General features: G+C 38.7%; 16 protein-coding genes. 4 read left to right on the top strand and 12 right to left on the bottom strand.

Annotation, left to right across the window (positions count from 1 at the left end; genetic code table 11):
- Positions 1-32: 32 nt before the first annotated feature.
- Positions 33-1,064 (bottom strand): UDP-N-acetylglucosamine--undecaprenyl-phosphate N-acetylglucosaminephosphotransferase, encoded by a 1,032-nt coding sequence (gene wecA / locus RB214_RS02340; protein WP_309168242.1) that lies wholly within the window; start codon positions 1,062-1,064, stop codon positions 33-35.
- Between the two features lie 382 nt (positions 1,065-1,446).
- On the opposite strand from wecA, the gene RB214_RS02335 reads away from it, so the two are divergent.
- From RB214_RS02335 to RB214_RS02320, 4 genes are all read left to right on the top strand, one after another.
- Positions 1,447-2,820: an MBL fold metallo-hydrolase gene (locus tag RB214_RS02335; RefSeq protein ID WP_309168240.1), complete on the top strand. Its 1,374-nt coding sequence runs from the start codon at positions 1,447-1,449 to the stop codon at positions 2,818-2,820.
- Between the two features lie 144 nt (positions 2,821-2,964).
- Entirely contained in the window at positions 2,965-3,438 is a 474-nt protein-coding gene (locus RB214_RS02330) for a transposase (RefSeq protein WP_309168239.1), read from the top strand.
- Positions 3,439-3,496: 58 nt separating this feature from the next.
- Entirely contained in the window at positions 3,497-4,714 is a 1,218-nt protein-coding gene (locus RB214_RS02325; protein WP_139015407.1) for an IS4 family transposase, read from the top strand.
- Positions 4,715-5,181: 467 nt separating this feature from the next.
- Positions 5,182-5,310, top strand: a complete 129-nt coding sequence (locus RB214_RS02320) for a hypothetical protein (protein ID WP_309168236.1) — start codon at positions 5,182-5,184, stop codon at positions 5,308-5,310.
- Between the two features lie 112 nt (positions 5,311-5,422).
- On the opposite strand, the gene RB214_RS02315 is transcribed toward RB214_RS02320, so the two are convergent.
- From RB214_RS02315 to RB214_RS02265, 11 genes are all read right to left on the bottom strand, one after another.
- Positions 5,423-7,357, bottom strand: coding sequence for a nucleoside-diphosphate sugar epimerase/dehydratase (locus RB214_RS02315; RefSeq protein WP_309168234.1), 1,935 nt, complete (start codon positions 7,355-7,357; stop codon positions 5,423-5,425).
- Between the two features lie 154 nt (positions 7,358-7,511).
- Complete coding sequence (locus RB214_RS02310; RefSeq protein ID WP_138488485.1) at positions 7,512-8,060, bottom strand: sugar transferase; 549 nt, start codon at positions 8,058-8,060, stop codon at positions 7,512-7,514.
- A gap of 12 nt (positions 8,061-8,072) precedes the next feature.
- Positions 8,073-8,996 carry an SDR family oxidoreductase gene (locus RB214_RS02305; protein WP_138488484.1) on the bottom strand — a complete coding sequence of 308 codons (924 nt, stop codon included), beginning with the start codon at positions 8,994-8,996 and terminating at the stop codon, positions 8,073-8,075.
- Positions 8,989-9,750 carry a glycosyltransferase family 2 protein gene (locus tag RB214_RS02300; protein WP_138488483.1) on the bottom strand — a complete coding sequence of 254 codons (762 nt, stop codon included), beginning with the start codon at positions 9,748-9,750 and terminating at the stop codon, positions 8,989-8,991. The genes RB214_RS02305 and RB214_RS02300 overlap by 8 nt, the downstream gene beginning before the upstream one ends.
- Positions 9,750-11,168 carry a phosphomannomutase gene (locus RB214_RS02295; RefSeq protein WP_309168232.1) on the bottom strand — a complete coding sequence of 473 codons (1,419 nt, stop codon included), beginning with the start codon at positions 11,166-11,168 and terminating at the stop codon, positions 9,750-9,752. Before RB214_RS02295 ends, RB214_RS02300 begins: the two co-directional genes overlap by 1 nt.
- A gap of 181 nt (positions 11,169-11,349) precedes the next feature.
- A complete protein-coding gene (locus RB214_RS02290; protein WP_309168231.1) occupies positions 11,350-12,756 on the bottom strand; it encodes a mannose-1-phosphate guanylyltransferase/mannose-6-phosphate isomerase in 1,407 nt (468 codons plus the stop codon).
- A 1-nt stretch (position 12,757) separates the two neighbouring features.
- The gene (locus tag RB214_RS02285) at positions 12,758-13,234 is read right to left on the bottom strand and encodes a GDP-mannose mannosyl hydrolase (RefSeq protein WP_138488480.1); all 477 of its coding nucleotides are present in this window, start codon (positions 13,232-13,234) and stop codon (positions 12,758-12,760) included.
- A gap of 1 nt (position 13,235) precedes the next feature.
- Positions 13,236-14,201, bottom strand: coding sequence for a GDP-L-fucose synthase (locus RB214_RS02280; protein WP_138488479.1), 966 nt, complete (start codon positions 14,199-14,201; stop codon positions 13,236-13,238).
- Positions 14,202-14,267: 66 nt separating this feature from the next.
- Positions 14,268-15,383 (bottom strand): GDP-mannose 4,6-dehydratase, encoded by a 1,116-nt coding sequence (gmd, locus tag RB214_RS02275; RefSeq protein ID WP_149602071.1) that lies wholly within the window; start codon positions 15,381-15,383, stop codon positions 14,268-14,270.
- Positions 15,380-16,462, bottom strand: a complete 1,083-nt coding sequence (locus RB214_RS02270) for a glycosyltransferase family 4 protein (protein WP_309168228.1) — start codon at positions 16,460-16,462, stop codon at positions 15,380-15,382. Before RB214_RS02270 ends, gmd begins: the two co-directional genes overlap by 4 nt.
- Positions 16,463-16,492: 30 nt before the next feature.
- On the bottom strand, positions 16,493-17,218 hold the full coding sequence (locus RB214_RS02265) for a glycosyltransferase family 2 protein (protein ID WP_138488476.1): 726 nt from the start codon (positions 17,216-17,218) through the stop codon (positions 16,493-16,495).
- Between the last annotated feature and the right edge of the window lie 23 nt (positions 17,219-17,241).

Here is a 17,241-nt window from a genome sequence, read left to right as displayed (position 1 = left end):
TGGTAAGTAACAAAATAAAATCCTTGATGTGGCTAAATTTTCGTTAGCTTTTTCCATACTTGTTTAGTAATTGCCGAATAACACATAAAAAACAATAAAAAAGACACTAGCATTATCCACTCTGCAACTGCATAAACTTCAGCTAAACAACCTAGCAGGGCAAGTATACTTGCACCAGACGAAATAACAATAAGCGAAAATCGATGGCTGTAACCTGCTGCTTCAAAAATATGATGCAAATGCTGTCTGTCAGCCTGAAAAGGGGATACACCTGATTTGACTCTTCGCATTATTACTGTTGCCATATCCATTAAAGGTACCGCAATTATATACAAGGCCGTTACAGGTCTTAATGCTGGCGCATCTAATTCTATTCCTATTACCATGAGCCAAACTAGAGTTAAGCCTATGAGCATATTGCCTGAGTCACCCATAAATATTTTTGTAGCTGAACTGTGCAGTTTAAGATTAAATATTAAATACCCTAATAAGGCGGCAATAAATAAAAAAGGCAGCAAATACCATGCATTAGTTACTCGACTTAGTAAAAACGCCAAAGCAGTAAATGCAACTACACTTAGTAAACCGACTAACCCGTCCATGCCATCCATCATGTTAATAGCATTGATTCCTGCAATAATAGCAATAACTGTTAATACAATCCCAAACCCTGCTAATTTGAGTTCAAACCAACCTAAAATATATCCTAAGCTGTGTAAGTAGATCTCTGTTCCAAATATAACTAACGAGGCTACAAGCACTTGTGCAACAAGTCGGATTTTTACCGAGAGTTGATAACGATCATCTAAAGTACCCAAAAAAAGTACCAACGCTGATGCAACTAAATAAATATTTAAGTTTCGGCTGTGTTCTATAAATAACATTGAAGTAATTAATACGGCTAAATAAATTGCAATTCCGCCAACTAAAGGGATGTTTCCTTTATGTATTTTTCTATCGCAAGGGAAGTCAACCAACCCTGTTTTTACAGCAATAGGATTAATCACTTTTATGGCAACAAGTGAGATAATAAACGTAATTGAGAGAGGGAACCAAAAATCCATTATTTATCCATCAATGTAAATAGGCTAATACATAAGCACACAAATCACTCATAACAATGCAAAAACCTCACATTTATATCAATAGATTATAACTATATTAGCAATAAATAAAAGCTAAAAAATATTAAGGTTAATTAACATTTTAAAAATAACACAACAAAAAAGAGCTTAACACGCCTAAGGTACTAATTTACTCAATATTAAAACACAATATAGATAGATTGGTTTAAACACAGGCTGAACAGTTATTATTTTTGCTGTATCCGCATTTAAGCTTTTATATATTGAATAAATGATGCAAACCATAACTGTTCTTGAATATTTACACTTTAACTTCTATTTTAGATACCAACGTAAATATAAGCACCAATAAGGACAGTTAATGCAAATACTTCATCATGGGGCCGTTAACGGGGTTACCGGCTCGTGTCACGAACTAGTTATTAACGAGCAAACAAGCGTGCTTATTGATTGCGGGTTGTTTCAAGGCGAAGACTCTAAAGCCGACCTATCTATTGAGTTTGATATAGCCTGTGTTACTGCGCTTATTGTTACCCATTGCCATATTGATCATGTTGGTCGTATTCCTTACTTATTAGCTGCAGGTTTTAAAGGCCCTATTTTTACAAGTATTGCATCGGCCAGCTTACTACCCTTAGTAATAGAAGATGCTTTAAAAGTAGGTGTAACTCGCGACCCTAAAATTATAAAAGCGTGTTTAAGCCTGCTAAACAAACGCATAGTTGCCGTTGATTATAAAACATGGTTTGAACTACCAAGTAGAGGTGAACAAACTGCCAAAGCACGGTTTCAGCGGGCTGGCCATATATTAGGTTCTGCCTACGTAGAAATTGATATTACTAATAGCGATAACAACAAACATCGCGTTGTATTTTCAGGAGACTTAGGCGCGCCATATACCCCGCTACTCCCTTCGCCTAAGCCGCCCTACAAAGCCGACACCCTAGTTATTGAATCAACCTACGGTGATAAAAATCATCAAGGCCGAAAAGAGCGAACTCAAACTTTAAAAAATGTGATTGAACGCGCTGTTGCCGACAATGGTATTGTTTTAGTACCTGCTTTTAGTATTGGCCGCACACAAGAGCTGCTATATGAGCTTGAGCAACTCATACATAGCTCATCTAAAAAGTCTAAGTGGCGAGACATTCACGTAATACTCGATTCCCCCATGGCAGCTAACTTTACCGAGCAATATAAAAAATTTAAGCACCTTTGGGATAGCGAGGCCAAACGCAAAATTGCAAACGGTAGGCACCCGCTCGATTTTAAAAACCTAACTACTGTTGATTCACATAAAGAACATATGGCTATTATTAATTATTTGAGCTCACGCCAAACGCCAGCCATTATATTAGCTGCAAGCGGTATGTGCACAGGTGGCCGTATAGTTAATTACTTAGAGCATTTTCTAAGTGATGAAACCACCGATGTACTTTTTGTAGGTTACCAAGGCCATGGTACTTTAGGCCGCGAAATTCAAAAATATGGCTCACGTAACGGGTATATTTTTATAAATAATACACGCATTACCATAAACGCAAAAGTACATACAATTAGCGGGTACAGCGCCCATGCAGATCAAAAAGGATTAGTTAAGTTTGTAACGGGTATGTATAAAAAGCCAAGCCATATAAAAATTGTACATGGAGATGATGATGCAAAAAACGCTTTGGCAGCAAAGTACAAAGAGATATTAAGTAGTGAAGTTAAAATAGAGATTGGTAAATTGTAGGCGTGAAGCTTGCTCACGCAATTTGATAAATACGTAAAAGCTGCGCTTTTAATGCGCCTACATTCTCACATACACCGAGGATGAAAAACCCACGTAGGCGTGAAGCTTGCTCACGCATGAGGGCTCAAAAAGGAATAAAAATATATGGCTAACACACATAAACGTTTAAAAGGCAGGTGCCCTACCATTAATGCTTTTTACTCCATAACTTTATGTTGCTATTCTCGTAAGCCGTTATTAGCTAATTACTTAAATGCACGATTGATATCAAAAGAACTTGCCCTGTTTTCTAAAAATAATTCACTTAGTACTATTTGCTACGTAATTATGCCTGATCATATACATTGGCTTTTACAGTTAAATAGTAATTCTGACCTATCAAACCTAATTAGGAAGTTTAAAAATATTACAACTTATAGGCTTAATAAACAAAACGGTACAGAGGGAAAGGTATGGCAATCTAATTACTATGACCACAAAGTAAGAGATGGTGAAGATATAATAAATCAAGCTAGATATATAGTTGCAAACCCTTTACGCGCAGGGTTAGTAGACAACATACGCAAATACCCATACTGGGCTAAAGTATCCCCAGAATTAGCCTTTACATATCAATGAACTAACAGTATTAAAAAATGTGGGTAGTGAGGGAACATTCATGGTGTTTTGTGATCTTATGAATCGCTTAAAAACAACAGAACTAAACACCATGAATGCGTCTACTATTTTGCACAATATGCTCCGCGCTGTCACCCCTAACTCTATTCATAAAGCCAGATTTAATACTCTAGTCGCTGCCGTTAAATCTCTTTTGCACTGTCAGCAATGCACCTTGACGTCTATCGGCCGCAATTTGGATTCAAAAACAACTGAAAAACATGATATTAAACGTATTGACCGACTACTCAGTAACAATGAGCTTTTGCGTGAATCGATATCGGTTTATGTTCGCTTAAGCCGCTTTGTGGTCACTGAAAAGCATCCCGTCATTTTGGTCGATTGGAGCCATGCTGATACACAAACCAAATACTGTATTCTGCGTGCCAGCATTGTCAGTGAAGGTCGCTCTTTAACCCTGTATCAGGAAAGTGCATTCAGCTTTCAATATCATTGCCCAAAAGTGCAAAAACGGTTTTTAAAGATGCTCAAACTGATCTTGCCGAGTGATTGCCGCCCCGTGATTGTGACGGATGCGGGCTTTAAAGTCCCCTGGCTCAAAGCCGTGCGGAACAATGGCTGGCATTATATTAGTCGGGTTCGTGGTACGGCACATTTGAAAACGCAGGACAGCGATGAGTTTATTCCATGCCAGTCACTATTCAAGAACAATCAGCGTAAGAGCCAGTATCTTGGCGCGACCGAGCTGACCAAAAGTGCAAAATATCAAACTCATGCAGTGTTGGTTGGCAAGGGACATAAGTTATTAAAAAGAGATAAAAAACGCGGTTATAAGGAGCCTTGGCTACTCGTTTCTTCTCTTCCAAAAAGACACCACTTTCTCGAAAAGGTGCTCAAGCTATACGGAATGAGAATGCAGATAGAGGCAGGGTTTCGAGACCAAAAAAGTGTTAGGTTCGGCTTAGGCTCAGATCTGCACAGAACGAACAAACTCTATCGATTAGACATACTTTTACTGCTCGCAACATTGGCTCATTGGTTCTCAATGATGCTGGGTGCTGTGATAGACAAAGCAGGAAAGACAGGGGCTTTTCAAGCTAACTCAAGCAAAAACAGGCGAGTAGTGTCATGGGCATTTGTTGGGTTGCGATACTTCAAAAAACAGTCCATTAAGCTGCGGCGGCGAGATTACTTGGAAGGGCTAGCCTATTTCGTACAGGTGGTAGTGCAACTCGATTGGAAAAATATGGATGTGAGTGATGTGATTGAAATTTAATAATTATTTTTGGGGATCCCTTAGCATACTGGGATTGCGTTTACTTGTAAAAGCTGCGCTTTTAGTGCGCCAGCAAGCAAGGCGCCTACATTCTCACATACACCGAGGATGGAAAACCCACGTAGGCGTGAAGCTTGCTCACGCAATTTAGTAAATACGTAAAAGCCGCGCTTTTAGTGCGCCAGCAAGCAAGGCGCCTACATTGTCACTACACCGAGGATGGAAAACCCACGTAGGCGTGAAGCTTGCTCACGCAATTTAATAAATACGTAAAAGCTGCGCTTTTAGTGCGCCAGCAAGCAAGGCGCCACATCGTCACATACACTGAGGATGAAAAACCCACGTAGGCGTGAAGCTTGCTCACGCAATTTAGTAAATACGTAAAAGCTGCGCTTTTAGTGCGCCAGCAAGCAAGGCGCCTACAACGTGACGCACCAAAAATATAAAAACCTGCGTAGGCGTGAAGCTTGCTCACTCAATTTAATAAATACGTAAAAGCTGCGCTTTTAGTGCGCCAGCAAGCAAGGCGCCACATGGTCACATACACCGAGGATGAAAAAACCCACGTAGGCGTGAAGCTTGCTCACGCAATTTAGTAAATACGTAAAAGCCGCGCTTTTAGTGCGCCAGCAAGCAAGGCGCCTACAACGTGACACACCAAAAATATAAAAACCCACGTAGGCGTGAAGCTTGCTCACGCAACCTATTCTAAGAGCCGCTTACGTTGGGTAAAGCAGTTACATTAGTTTGGCTACTTTGTTTTTCTTGCCAGTTAAGGTCGCATATGCCATCTGTTGGAGCAAATGCAGTAGGCGCTTGCAGTAGCAGCTTACGTATTAGAATATGATCTGAGTCATCACATGCTGCTTTGAGTTTACCTAAAAATGGCTCTAGCTCATGCCATGGCATTTTTATTTCTTGCGCACTTAAAATTCTTGGATGATCGGTACCAATAACATTGTCGCCAATAAGTAGCTCTTCAAAAAGCTTTTCGCCAGGGCGCAAACCTGTACATTTTATTTCTATATCACCATTTGGCCGTTTTTCGTGCTTAACTTCAAGCCCCGATAAGTGGACCATTTTAGTTGCTAAATCTTTGATTTTTATTGGTTCACCCATATCAAGTACAAACACATCGCTGCCGACTCCCATAGCACCAGCTTGAATAACCAATTGAGCAGCTTCTGGGATCGTCATAAAGTAGCGTGTGATATCTTGATGGGTTAATGTTATTGGACCACCGGCTTTTATTTGCTTTCTAAATAATGGTACAACAGAACCAGAAGAACCCAGTACGTTACCAAAACGTACCATTGTGAAACGTGTCGAACTTTGAATATCAGACAACCCTTGCAATACAAGCTCTGCCATGCGTTTTGTAGTTCCCATAATATTTGTTGGGCGCACCGCTTTGTCTGTTGAAATGAGAACAAAAGTATCGACTTTTGCATTTATAGCTGCCGTAGCAACGTTGTAAGTCCCATAGATATTATTTCGTACACCTTCAACTACGTTATGCTCTACTAATGGGACATGCTTATACGCCGCTGCATGGTAAACGGTTTTGACTTTAAAAGTAGAAAACGTAGATTCAACTAGTTTTTTATTTTGTATTGAACCCAAAATAGGTATTACTTCTATATTTAAACCGTTTGTAGTGCGGTATTCCGATAACTCTTTTTCTATTGCGTATAGAGCAAACTCAGACAACTCAAAAAGCACTATTTTAGTTGGGTTGTTTTTAATTATTTGCCTACATAGTTCCGAGCCGATTGATCCGCCCGCACCTGTTACCATTACTATTTTATTTTCTATATTTGCTGACATTAAATCTTGACGTGGCTGAACCGAATCTCTGCCTAATAAGTCATCTATTTCTACATTTTTCACTTCATCAAGGTTGGTTGTACCCGAAACGATATCAGCCATACCTGGAATGGTCATTACTTGTAATTTAAATTTCTCTATTGCATTAAGCACTTCTTTTCGACGACTTCTTGAAACGCTAGGTAGTGCAAGTAGAATTTTATTAACGCATTTTTGCTTTGCGATTTCAGAAATTTGAGAAGGCGGATGAACGCACACCCCCTGAATTAACGATAAATGCTTTTTAGGATCGTCATCAATAAAGGCAACAGGTGAGTATTCTGACCCATTAGCTAGCGCAGTAGCAAGTTGCCGTCCAGCAGAACCCGCACCGTATATAATAACTCTTTCTTTACGACGCATTGTTATTTGCCCTACAACAGCCCTGACAGCCAGTCGAGCTCCTCCTACAAATAGAATACAAAAACTAGCGTATATAAATGGCACTGTTCGTGGGACTGGTGCACTCAAAAAGAAAGATAGAACAGTTAAGTAAACGGTGGAAAGCATAACACCTGCGATAATAGCCCACATAGCCTGCATGTTCATATAGCGAAGTACAGCTCTGTACAGCCCTAGTTTCACAAAGCTTAATAAACTTAGGGGGAGGACTGCTGCGAGTAGTATCCATGTGTGGTTATTTTTTAAAACAGCCGTGCTGTCGAGCCTTAATAAAAAGGCAAGCCAAAAGGCAACAATAATAAAAATGCTATCTACAAAAAGCGATACGACTCTTTTCTGAGGGCGAGGCAAGTTAACTAAAAATTTTAAAAACACAATATATTTCCCTGAAGCTAGCAGCGATACTGCCATTCTATTAGTTGCAATTTTACTACACGATGAACGACTGTTGCACTTAATAATTAAAGACTATATGCAAAATATTAAATAGTCTTTATGTATTTAGTTACTTTGTGTAATTTTCAGAATGCTACTTAACTCTATCACCACTGCCACTTCCAGTAACCGTTTGTAATATATAAGTAAAGTAGAGCTTGAGATTCAATGTGGCGATCATTTTGGCATCTGTTTCTGCTAGCAGCTCAGGAGTAGACATGTCAATTTCGTTAACTTGCGCTAATCCCGTTATGCCTGGTCGAACTGCAAATACATTCTTAACATCTCGAGCCTGGGTTAGCTCTTCTTGATTGAACAGCCCTGGACGAGGGCCAACTAAGCTCATTTCACCTTTTAGTACATTCCAAAGCTGCGGTAGCTCGTCTAATTTTGTCTTTCGTAAAAAACCACCAAATGTTGTAATAGATGCAGTGCTTGCTAAATGGCTAGCTACCGAGGCAGTATCTACTGTCATTGTTCTAAATTTGACTAAAGTAAACGGTTTTTTATTCCGCCCTACACGCTGCTGCATAAAAAGCGGCGAGCCAGTATCAAATAAGCCAATGACATATAAAATGAACAAAAATGGCATCGTAAGTATTAAACCTACTAAAGAAAACAAAATGTCGAGTATTCGGATCATCAATTAACCTATTTAATTTTTTGCAGATAATTTAAAGCCATCTTCAACTGAATATGGAGGTGTCCATTTTAACGTATCTTTTGTATGAGTAATATCTACTTGTAGAGATCCTATTAAACGATCAACTACGCTTTTTTTACCTAATATTGAGCCGGCAATTGAAAATAACGTTGGCGGTACTGGGAGCGCTAGATTTGACTTGCCCTGTACCTTAGCCATTAATTGTACCATTTCTGCAGTGGAAAGGTCATGGTCATCACTAACCAAAAACACTTGATTAGTAGCATTTGGATGCTCAATACACACTTCTATGAGATCAACTAAGTTATAAACAGAAACTAAGCTTCGCTTATTTTTATTTATCGCTCTAAAAGGTAAAGGAAACCCTTTATTGACTAAACTCATTAAAGAAGCAAAGTTAGCCTTTACTCCTTTACCGTAAACTAACGGAGGCCTTATTATGACTATTTCCATACCTGTTTTTTTTCCTAAAGCTAGTAGCTTTTGCTCTGCCTCTGCTTTAGATATTCCATATGGATCTTCTGGAGAATTTTCTTGTTCGGTGAAGGGTTCACGCCCTGTTGTGCTCTCCCCATTGACTTTTATCGTACTTATAAATATGAACCGCTTAACACCAGCCTCTGCTGCCTGAGTAGCTAAATTTAACGTCCCTTGGGTATTTACAGCCCTAAACGCATCAATAGGATTTTTTGTTTTTTCATTCATAACATGAACCCGAGCTGCTAAATGGATTAGCACATCGTTAGAGCGGAGCATCGAAGAGTAGTCAGTCTTCATATCAATACTAGCACGTAAATGATTATCCGAAGTCTTACCTTTGCGCCCTATCGTTTTAACTGTATATTTTGCACCTAAAGATTTAACCAAGGCTCGTCCAACAAAGCCTGTTGAACCTGTAATTATTAAATTAGACATTACTTTTAGGTCTTTTGATGAGTTCTAACACTTTAAATGGGAGCTTAAAGAGCAAAATTAATATATTTGTATAAATTCCGTTTTCTTTACACGCTTTAACTATTTCTTTATTTAATGTAATTGAACTCTTAATACCTGATGTACTAACCCCACCATCGCGCATTCTAACCAATGTACTGTTGATATGCTTGAAGCGAGCTTTGTGTACAAGTAGAAATCGGATAAATATTTCGTAGTCAGCTGATATTTTATAATCTATTTTATAAAGCCCATATTTATCATATAAGTCTTTTTTTATAAATGATGCAGGATGAGGAGGCATCCAACCAAATCTTAACTTCCATGCTTTGAAGTTAGGTAGGGAGTAAAATCGTGTAATATGGTTTAAATTTTCCGGTTTTACAAATACTAAGTTTCCAAATACAACATCTATACTTGGTTCAAAAGCTGCTACGACTTGAGATATTGACTCGTTGGTCTCATAAAAGTCATCCGAGTTTAAAATACCTACTATTTCACCTGTGGCATTTTTTATACCTTTATTCATCGCATCGTATATACCATGATCCGGCTCACTAATAACCTTACTTAATTTATTTTTATACTTATCGATAATATTAAGGGTATCATCAGTTGAGCCACCATCTACGACTATATACTCTATATTGTCATGCGATTGAGATAAAACGGACTGGATTGTGTGTTCAATTGTAGCGGCACTATTGTAACAAACGGTTACTATAGAAACTTTCATTATTTTATGCTCTTTATATATTTAAAAGTACTCTCAACTAAAGTCATTGCCATTTTCTCAGTAACACTTTCGCTATAACAACGAAGTTCAGGTGCATTGCCCGAAGGCCTTAAATGCACTATATCATTACTTTCTAACGTAATGCGCAGTCCATCCGTAGTGTCTACCGCTGTGTGCGCTGGCAAATTAAGTGTGCTTATAAATCGCGCTACATCACTCGTTATCTCTTCCAACAATGCTTTACTTTTTGCTATTGGGAACGCTTTTAAACGGTCACTCGCTGTAAAACGCTGGGGTAAATCTTTTAATAAGCTTGAAATACTTTGTGGCTGAATTAATAGCATAAATGCAGGTAATAATGCATCACGTGTTGGTAAGGCGCTGAGCGGTTTGCCATTTAAAGTAATATTGCTTCCGAGCAAATACCCGCCGTTAGCCTCAAATCCTGCTACGCTTTCATACGCTTTATTCAAATCAGCAAATTCCGCTATTACGTAAGGGGAGCCAATTTTGGTGCGCGCAACATGTTTAAAGTACCCTGATTTTTCTATCGCCGTATTACAACTAACAGGCACTGCCAACGCGTCTATGTTCAGTAACTGACTGCATAATAGCCCCAGGATATCACCTCGAAGCCACTCACCGCTCTCATCTGCCACTAACGGTCGGTCGCCATCACCATCTGTTGAAAATATCGCATCAAAACCATATGTTTTTGACCAATTACGGGCTTTTTGTTTGTCCTCATCCGACACGGCTTCGGTGTCTATAGGCACAAAGGTATCACTTCTTTCTAAACTCGTTACTTCTGCGCCTAGGCTTTCAAATAATGATTTATATATATCTCGCCCAGCGCTTGAGTGTTCATATATGCCTATCCTTTTACCTGCGAGCGCATCGCCACTAAATAGCGCTGCATAACGGCTTATATACGCCTGCTCTGCGGCATTACTCACCGTTAACGCTGATATCTGGCTAAGCGGCGCAAAAGGGGCATCATTATGTAGAATAGCTTGCTCATCTTCTTTGGTTATTTCACCATCCGGACGGTAAAATTTTAGGCCATTGCGGTCAAAAGGAATATGGCTGCCTGTAATCATTATACACGGCATCGCATCTTGCATCGCTTTATAAGCCAACGCCGGGGTCGGTATCACACCATAATAAACGGTATCAATATTAAGTTGCTTTAACCCTTGCGCGCAGGCTTGCGCCATAGTGTAACTACTTGGCCGGTTGTCTATCGCCAGTGCAACTGTGTTAAAACTAAATTCATTATCAATTGATTTTACAAACGCGATGGCAAATGCAGCACATACATCTGCCGTAAAGTCATTAACTAAACCTCGTGCCCCACTGGTACCAAAAGCAATGCCACTCTTTGAAATCACTTCTGAGCTAACTAATTTTTTATTCATTGTATTTCCAAATCAAGTCATGCTTATTGTTTACCACCAAGAGCATTTAGACACTGCGCGTTACACAGAGGAGAAACTTGTATTACAAACAGCGCCTTTTCTTCTCTGTGTATCTGTGGTGAACTAATCGGTGTTGCTACATCTCTAAGCAAGCTATAGTTTTATCTTTTTATATTGTTAATTATTTTACGCGCCCATAGCGGTCTTCAAAACGCACTATATCGTCTTCACCAAGATAGGAGCCTGATTGCACTTCAATCAATTCTAAATCAACTTTACCCGGGTTTTCTAAAGCATGAACCGCGGTGATAGGAATATAAACCGACTCGTTCTCTGTTACATACTGCTCTGTATCGTCAATTTGTACTTTGGCCGTGCCCGATACAACAATCCAGTGCTCTGCACGGTGGTGATGCATTTGTACACTCAGCTTAGCTCCAGGTTTTACGGTTATACGCTTAACTTGAAAACGCTCACCATTATCAACAGAGTCATACTTACCCCAAGGACGGTATACTTCTCTGTGTAGTTTGGCCTCTGTTCGCTGCTCATCTTTTAATTGTTGTACTATTGCTTTTACATGCTGTGACTTATCTTTATGCGCAACGAGCACCGCATCTTTGGTGTTTACTATGACCAAATTTTCAACGCCAACGGTAGCAACTAGTTTATCTTCGCCAAACACCAAGGTGTTTTTTGTATCAACGGCTTTTACGTCACCACTAAATGCATTACCATTTTCATCTTGCGGTGATACTTCCCACAATGCAGCAAAACCACCCACATCACTCCAACCAGCATCCATAGGCACAACAACAGCATCTTTAGTGTGTTCCATTACCGCATAATCTATTGATTCGTCTGGGCATGCTTCAAACGCCGCTTTATCCACACGCACAAAATCCATGTCATCATTTTGTACTTGCATGGCTTTTTCACACGCAGCATATATATCTGGGCGGAATGCTTTTAGCTCGTCTAGGTAACGGCTTGCTTTAAACAAAAACATACCGCTATTCCAGTAATAATCACCGCTTTTAATATAGTCTTGTGCTGTAGCTTCATTCGGTTTTTCGACAAAGCGCTCTACCACAAACCCTGCCTGATACTGCTCACCGCGCTTAATATAGCCATAACCTGTTTCTGGTTTATTACCTACAATACCAAAGGTCACTAACTTCCCTTGCTCAGCAAGCGTTGCCGCTTGGCTAACGCTTTGCTGAAACGCACTCGTATCATTAATAACATGGTCTGCAGCAAGTACGAGTAACAACGGGTCTTCGCCGTTTTCTAATGCTTTGAAAGCAGACAGCGCAATGGCTGGGGCTGTATTACGCCCTACGGGCTCTAAAAATATACCACTGTGCCCAACACCTAATTGACGTACTTGCTCTGCCGCTATAAAACGATGCTCTTCATTGCAAATTAGCATAGCCGGTGAATGGTCTAATCCATCTAAGCGATTTAACGTGCTTTGCAGCATCGTATAATCACCGGTTAAGGTTAAAAATTGCTTAGGGTAATTACCGCGCGAGAGCGGCCATAAACGTGTGCCTGAGCCACCCGCCATTATTACTGGTAAAATCATGTTAAATTCCTTTTGAGTCTATTGCTTGAAGGTACCATTTTGTGTGTTTGTGTACTTCATTACTTTCTAACAGTGCCTCTATAGCCAGCCAGCTGTAATTACTATGTTGCTGAGCAATCGGTAAACTGTTCAACTCATTATTGTTTATTTTTAAAACATACGCTATTGCTACATAGTGAGTACTTATACTTTCATTGAATACACAATCTGTATAAAAATGGTCATAGGGACCTAATAGATTTGCATTTTCAATTAAATATTGTGTACCTAACTCTTCAAGCGTTAAACGTTTAAACGCATCAGCTAATGCTTCATTCTTTAATATTCGCCCACCAGGTACAAACCAAAAGCCTTTTGCTGGACGATTCAAACGCTGACCAAGTAATACTTCATTTTTTTCATTTATTACTACTAAGTCAATAGATACCAAAGGTGTACTATCAATAACGGTTGTAAATATTTGCTTTTCTAAAAACATATTACTTTCTAAAGTTATCTTGATTTAGTAAAAACCACGCATATGTTTGGCGTAAGCCTTCTTCTAAGCTAATTGAATACTCCCAGCCTAAGGATTTTAAACGAGATACATCCATTAATTTTCGAGGTGCACCGTCAGGTTTAGTGCTATCAAACTCAATATCACCTTCAAATCCAACAACCTGAGCAACAGTTTCAACTAGTTCTCGAATTGTGCAATCCACTCCTGTACCCACATTTATATGACTAAGCATATCTTGTGTATTTGCTTTATAAAGTCCGTCGCTTAGATTCATTACATGAATTGACGCCGCAGCCATATCATCTACGTGCAAAAACTCGCGCATTGGCTTCCCTGAGCCCCAAGCAACCACTTTGTTGTTCCCCGCTAATTTAGCTTCATGAAAACGACGCAGTAATGCAGGTATAACGTGTGAGTTTTCTGGATGAAAATTATCATTTTCACCATATAAATTTGTTGGCATTACAGAGCGATAATTACGCCCATATTGCCGGTTATATGACTCACACATTTTAATACCAGCAATTTTTGCAATGGCGTATGGTTCATTGGTCGGCTCTAACGTTGCTGTTAGTAGTGCATCCTCTTTCATAGGTTGCTCAGCGAGTTTAGGGTATATGCACGAAGAACCTAAAAATAGCAGCTCATTAACACCTGCTAAGTGAGCGCTGTGAATAATATTATTTTGAATCGTGAGGTTTTCATATATGAATTCAGCAGGATAAGTATTGTTTGCAACAATGCCACCTACTTTTGCTGCGGCTAAATAAACCTGGTCGATATTATTTTTATTAAAGAAATCAAGTACGTCCGCTTGGCTTAATAAATTCAGTTCTGCTCTTGAGCGCGTAATGACTTCTGCATTGCTTAGAGATTTTAACTGCCTAACAATAGCACTGCCAACCATGCCATTATGCCCTGCAACAAATATACGTTGTTTGTTCATTATTCAATCCATAATAAAACCCAGCAAAGCTTGCTGGGTTAATAAGTTAATAATTAAAAACAGAGATCACTCTACAGAGACATTTACATCATAGCCATGCGACTTTAATATGGCATGTTGCTTTGCTTTAGCGAGATCATTTTGTACCATCTCGGCACACATTTCTTCTACCGTAATCTCCGGCACCCACCCTAGCTTTTCTTTGGCTTTTGATGGATCACCTAATAATGTCTCAACTTCTGCTGGTCGAAAGTAGCGAGGATCAACACGTACAATGACATCACCCACGCTTAATGCATGCGCATTATCACCGTCAATCGCAGTAACAGTCGCAATCTCATCAACTCCTTCGCCTGTAAACGCTAAAGTAATTCCTAACTCTTTTGCGGATAAAGTAACAAACTCACGTACCGAAATTTGTTTGCCTGTTGCAATAACAAAGTCCTCAGGTTTATCTTGTTGTAACATCATCCACTGCATACGAACGTAGTCTTTTGCATGTCCCCAATCACGAAGTGCATCCATGTTACCGAGGTATACACACTTTTCCAAACCTTGAGATATATTTGCTAAAGCACGTGTAATTTTACGCGTAACAAACGTTTCACCACGGCGAGGCGATTCATGATTAAACAAAATACCGTTACATGCATACATTCCGTATGACTCACGATAGTTAACAGCAATCCAATATGCGTACATTTTAGCTACAGCGTAAGGTGAGCGTGGGTGGAATGGAGTCGTCTCTTTTTGAGGAATTTCCTGTACTTCACCATAAAGCTCAGAGGTAGATGCTTGATAAAATTTAGTTTTCTTTTCTAGACCTAATAAACGAATAGCCTCAAGTAGTCGTAAAGTTCCCATAGCGTCCACATCAGCAGTGTACTCAGGAGCCTCAAAAGAAACGGCTACATGACTTTGTGCGCCTAAGTTATACACTTCATCTGGCTGCACTTCTTTTAAAATACGCGTTAAATTTGAAGTATCGGTTAAGTCGCCATAATGTAAAAAGAATTTAGGATTTACTTCGTGGATATCCTGATAGATATGGTCAACACGCTCAGTATTAAAGCTAGAAGCACGACGTTTAATACCATGCACTTCATAACCTTTTTCAAGTAAAAACTCTGCTAAATAAGATCCATCTTGACCTGTAACACCAGTAATTAAGGCCTTTTTCATAAACTAACTCCAATAATTTCAAAAATTCTATTTACATACTGCTCTTGAGAAAAATGTGTATGAGCATACCCAATATTCTCTTGAGATACTTTTTCTATTTCACGCTGATTTACAAGCATATAATTTAAAGCTTTAATAATTTCTTCTACCGAAACGGTGTTTAAGACAAAGCCATTTTCTAAATGTTTAACAAACTCAGAAATATATCCGGCTTTACTTGTCAGTAAGTATCGACCAGCAGCCAAGCCTTCAATTAGAACTATTGGCTGTGCTTCTGTTGGGTAATAGCTGGGTAATGCTACCACATTGCACCATTCGAATAACTTATTCTTTTCTTCACCTTTTACAATACCGCAATACTCAATATTATGACTGAGTGACGCTTCTATTTTTTCTTGCATTTGATACTTAGTGAGCTCTCCATCAGTCAAATATGCCCCAGCAATTTTTAAATCGATAAGATGCTGTTTCATATTTAATTTTTTCACCGCTTCAGTTAGCTCAATAATACCTTTTGTTTGCATTAAATTAGACAAAAAAAGAATTTTCAGTGGACTGTGCACTATGTTAGTACTGAAATTAGATATTTCTTCAGAAAAACAGTTCCCAACAACTTCAACGTTTATATGCTTATACATCGAAAACTGAGTATTCATTGGCTGAGATAATACAATAGCTGTAGTGACCATTCCATACCCTAAATCAGCAAGGACTCTCCAACTTCTAGGTAATGTTTCAATAAAGCTTTTGAAGTCTGAGCCATGCAAATGCACTACAACTTTTGATCCAAATAAATTTGCTAACAAGAAAATGTAGGTATCTCTTAGGAGACCAAACCTTGTTCGACTGTTTGTTAAATATATAGTTTCGGGCCTAAACCTAATAAATAAATATATTAATTTAAAAAAATAAATTACAAACCCTAGCAATTTGGCAAAAGTAGAAGCGCCAGTACTGTTAAAACAATAATGTACATTATTTTGTTCACAATATTCAGAGTCTAATAAATACTTAAATGCGACAGATTGTCCTGTAATGAACTCAGGATCTGGGCCAACTAATAAAATGCTACTTTTCAAAAAAAACTCCGCTCTAAATAATCACTGCCGTTAAGCTTTAATTCGTAACAGCTTTTTCCATACAACTGGGTTCAAAAAGTAATTTTTTAATAAACCTCTAAGTCCAAAATGTAGAAAGATAGCTCTAAACTTTTCTTTACGCTTCGTCGAAGATATCTTAGAACTAACCCCGCCCCCTTCAAAAACCGCAATCGGTAGGTCAATTTGTTTAAATGCCCCCTTACCAAAGTCTTTATAGAACCGAGCTAGCAATTCAAAATCACCAAATATTTTGTAACTTTCATCGTAAAAAGATTTATCACTGAAAAACATTGATTGATGACAGCTAAATAATTCTCCAGAACTTAAAATAACAGGCTCTTTTTTGGATTTTTCTAACTTTCTTTCTTTGTTAAATTTATGCCCATAGATAACTTTATATTCTGAGTTCGAAAATTCCTTTTTGCTTATCGCAAGCTTTAACGTATCGTTAAAGGCAAACTCATCACCAGCATTTATAAAGATTATCCATTGCCCTTGACTTAACTTAATGCCTTTATTCATCGCATTATAAATACCCGTATCAGGCTCTGAGATAAATTTATTTGTGACACTCTGCTTTTGCCACTCGGCTAAAAAGTCACTGGTACCATCACTTGACAAACCATCAACTATAATATGCTCAAAATCAGTAAATGTTTGCGATTGTATTGTTTTGCATGTTCTTTTTAAACCATCTAGATCATTAAATGTGATAGTTATAACTGATACTTTCAATTAAAAGCTCCTAGGCTTAAACT

This window comes from Pseudoalteromonas sp. HL-AS1, assembly GCF_031198785.1.
GTDB lineage: Bacteria > Pseudomonadota > Gammaproteobacteria > Enterobacterales > Alteromonadaceae > Pseudoalteromonas > Pseudoalteromonas distincta.
The sequence above is the reverse complement of the archived record's forward strand: the minus strand, read 5'-3'. Positions and strand labels throughout refer to the sequence as shown.